The organism is Mesotoga sp., assembly GCF_035363035.1.
Classification (GTDB): domain Bacteria; phylum Thermotogota; class Thermotogae; order Petrotogales; family Kosmotogaceae; genus Mesotoga.
On the sequence record NZ_DAOSEH010000138.1, the window covers coordinates 1 to 3526 of the forward strand.

Annotated in this window: 1 protein-coding gene and 1 pseudogene; one reads left to right on the top strand and one right to left on the bottom strand. The window is 54.5% G+C overall.

Features of this window, described 5'->3' with window-relative positions; all coding sequences use genetic code 11:
- Window positions 1-1292, top strand: a pseudogene (locus PKX57_RS11595) (hypothetical protein); the annotation flags it as partial.
- Here the strand turns inward: PKX57_RS11595 and PKX57_RS11600 are convergent.
- Window positions 1281-3482, bottom strand: coding sequence for a glycoside hydrolase family 31 protein (locus PKX57_RS11600; protein ID WP_472417471.1), 2202 nt, complete (start codon window positions 3480-3482; stop codon window positions 1281-1283). The pseudogene PKX57_RS11595 and the gene PKX57_RS11600 sit on opposite strands and share 12 nt — an antisense overlap.
- Between the last annotated feature and the right edge of the window lie 44 nt (window positions 3483-3526).

Genomic DNA, 3526 nt, shown 5'->3' on the forward strand with positions numbered 1-3526 from the left:
AGACACTGTCGCTGAGAAACGACAGAACCTCGGATATCTTCGTTGCGCCGGATAGCCGCGTTCAGATAAGTACGGTGAGGGCAACCGGCGACGGAACACAGATAGCCTTCAGGGTAAACTTCGAGGGGAGAAAATACCTGGCTCTCTACCTGTTCAGAGAGAATGAACTGGGTTTTTACGAATTCGAGAGTGATTTCGAGATGGGCAGCTGTTTCTCCGACGGCTTTCTGGTCTCCGTTCAGAGAGAGCTCTCGAGCGACGTTTTCCTCTTCAGATCCGGCGGAACCATGGAAGGCCTGGCCAGTTTTTCCAGGTACGTCAGAGATCCTGTGAGAGTGAAAAACACGGTGATCGCGGCCGGACAGCTTAACGGCTTGAAGCTCTTGAAAAGCGATGCGCCTGTACCGGCGGCGAGATCGGTTCCGCGGGGCACTCTGGAAATAGAAGAAATACGGCCCATCGAGTCAAGGAAACGGTACGACGGTCTCAACAGCTGGCGTTTCGTCTCGGTAATTCCCTTTGACGGTGTGTCCCTGCTCTTCTCCGATCCGACTTTCAACAACCATTTGATCGCCGGCGGTTCCTTGAATTTCGAGACACTGGAACCGAAACTGCATCTTCAGCTGTCTAGCAGCAACTATCTGGCTGTCGATTTCGAGGGAAAGGCGAAGCTGACAGGGTTGAAACCCGAGGCATATCTGGATATATACAGGCAGTACCCCCTCACCCCGAAGCTCTCTTTCGGCTGGAAGGTCGGACTGGAATATCCGTTGAAGCTCTACGGTTCTTTGAACGTTATGCTCGAGGATGCCTCGGCCCTTTACGGAGGTCAGGCCCGTTTAAAAACCTCCTTCACCGTGAGGGACACCCAGACGGCAACGGCGAACGTAGCCGATGCAAGCATAAACGTAAACCTGGAATGGACGAGAAGCAATTTCGAATTGAGCTCGCGGATATTCTCGAGAGTCACGCTGGGCAAAAACTCTTCCGTGATTCCGGTGAAGCTCTGGAACTTCGAGAACGATTCCAGCATCGTCGTCGGCCTCTCCGTGAGCTCAGAATACATACTATCCAGGAGAAACCTCAACTTCTTCAACCTCGTACACCTCTCGAAAGAGGGGATCGGTGGCAGGATAGATATACTCCTGGGTTCGAAACTATCGTGGCGCCTCGTCCTTTACAAAATAGAGACCGTTTTTCTCTACGCGGCATACCCATTCGAGGTGAAGGCCGGCCTGATGCTGGAAGGCGCCAGATTGCTGCCTTACTTCGACTTCGAATTACTTTATTGATATCCTCGCGCCCTCGCTAGAGTCGGCCAGCGTTGTTCTGTAAGTCCTGTCTCCATCGGTTATCTCGATAGATACTTCCCTCTCCGGGAGTTTCAGCTCACCCTCCTGCGGAGAGATATCTACGAGGATCCCGCCGTTCAGTTTTTCCACCGTGATCCTCTTCAGAGAATACTCGCCACGGGTGTATGCCTCGCTCGTACCGTCGTCCTCGTACAGATCGAAGACGGCCCGGTTCCTGACGAAACCTTTTACCTCGATTCGGCTCCACACAGCGCTTTCCAGATACTGAGAAGGTTCTGTGGAAAATATGAGGGAGTCTTCCTTCAAATAGAGCGGTACCGTGTCCAGCGGAGCCTCGGCCCAGCGATGACCTTTCCGGACGATCTCTCCGCTGCTCAAGTTCAGCCAGTCGCAGCCGGGGAGGTAAACGTGGCGTCCCCTTGCGTTGAGGGTATATACGGGGGCTACCATGAGCGAAGGGCCGAACATGTACTGATCGTCGGCCTGGTATGTGTCTCTGTCTTCCGGCCAGATCATGACCAGGGGCCTGATCATCGTGGAATTTCCCTCGCTCGAGTCCCTGAGAACGGAGTAGATGTAGGGGAGGAGCGAGTATCTGAGCTCCACGGTCTTTTTGACTATCCTTTCGATTTCGTCGTCGAAGGCCCAGGGCTCCTGCGGTCTGGTGCCCATGGCGCTGTGGTTTCTGAAGAAAGGCAGGAAGGCGCCGAACTGCGTCCATCTGGCCAGCAGTTCGCCGTGGCAATTTCCCCCGAAGCCTCCGACATCGCAGCCGGTGAAGCTAACCCCGGCCAGAGAGATCGACTGAACCATCTTTATTTCGCTCGAAAGCTGCTCCCACTGACTCTCGTTGTCCCCGGTCCAAAGGATCGCGTAACGCTGAATCCCCGTGTAAGAGGAGCGTGTTATGCTGAAGACCCTCTCTTCCGGTCTGACCCTCTTCAGGCCTTCGAAGACCGCCCTTGCCATGTTGAAACCGTACACGTTTCTGACGTTTCTGTGGAGGTGTCTGATGCCGGCATCGTCCTCCTGGTAAAAGTCCCGGCCGTGATCGTAGTGCTTTTTCAAAAAGACCACCTTTCCGAAAAGAGCATCAGTCTCGATACCGCCGTCGTTTTTGAGAGCCTTCATCATCTCGGAGAGATCGGCGAGAGATTCGGCCGTGTAAAAGATCGAGGGCTCGTTCATATCGTTCCAGAAACCGGAGATGCCCAGCTCCACGAACTCCCTGTACAGGTCTCCCCACCATTTTCTCGCCTTCGAATTCAGGAAATCCGGAAACCTCGACTCGCCAGGCCACACCGCCGGTCTGAAGTCCCGGCCGTCTTCCCTTTTGCAGAACACGTTTTCTCTCTTCCCCTCTTCGAAGACCCCGTATCCTTCGGCGGCCTTGACACCGGGATCGACTATCGTTACGACCTTGAAGCCCATCTCTTCGAGCCTCTTCACCATGGACCGGGGATCGGGGAAACGCCTGGCGTTCCAGGTGAAGACCTTGTAATCGTCCATGTAGTCTATATCGAGATAGATCACGTCACAGGGGATTTCCTTTTCTCGCATCTTCGAGGCGATGTTCATCACGCTCTCCTCGTCGGGGTAGGACCATCTCGATTGCTGGAAGCCGAGCGACCATACGGGCAGGAACAGCGGCTTTCCGGTCAGCCTGAAGATTTTCTTTATCATCTCCCCGGGCGTTCCGGACATAACGTAAAGATCGAAGGCGCTACCTTCTACGCTTATGAGCAGCGTATCTCTCTTTTCGAAGGCAACGTCGAACTTCGAGTAACCGGAGTGATCGAGGAAGAAGCCCGTGCATCCGCCCGGAGATATGAGATAGAAGACCGGCAGGGTGGAGTAAAGCCGCGTTTTGGAGGGGGAATGGTCGGGATCGTCGGTGTTGTACATCTCGTATATCCTCCCCCTTTTGTTGAGGGGACCGATCTCCTGACCGAGCCCGAAGACTCCCTGATCTTCCCCGAGCGTTATCCTGATCACGAAACCCTCCGCGGACTCCTCGATGGAGATCGAGCCGGGTCGGCCGGTCGCATGGAAATCTATCCCGGGTATAAAGCCGTTTGCACCGCCGCTCTCCAGCTCTTCCTCAGGAGAGGTTATCACCGCGCCCGTCGGGTATCTAACCGCTCCATTCTTTTCAACGGCGACTCTCAAAACTGAATCCGCGTAGCGGTAAAAGCTTCTCCCCATTTTTCATC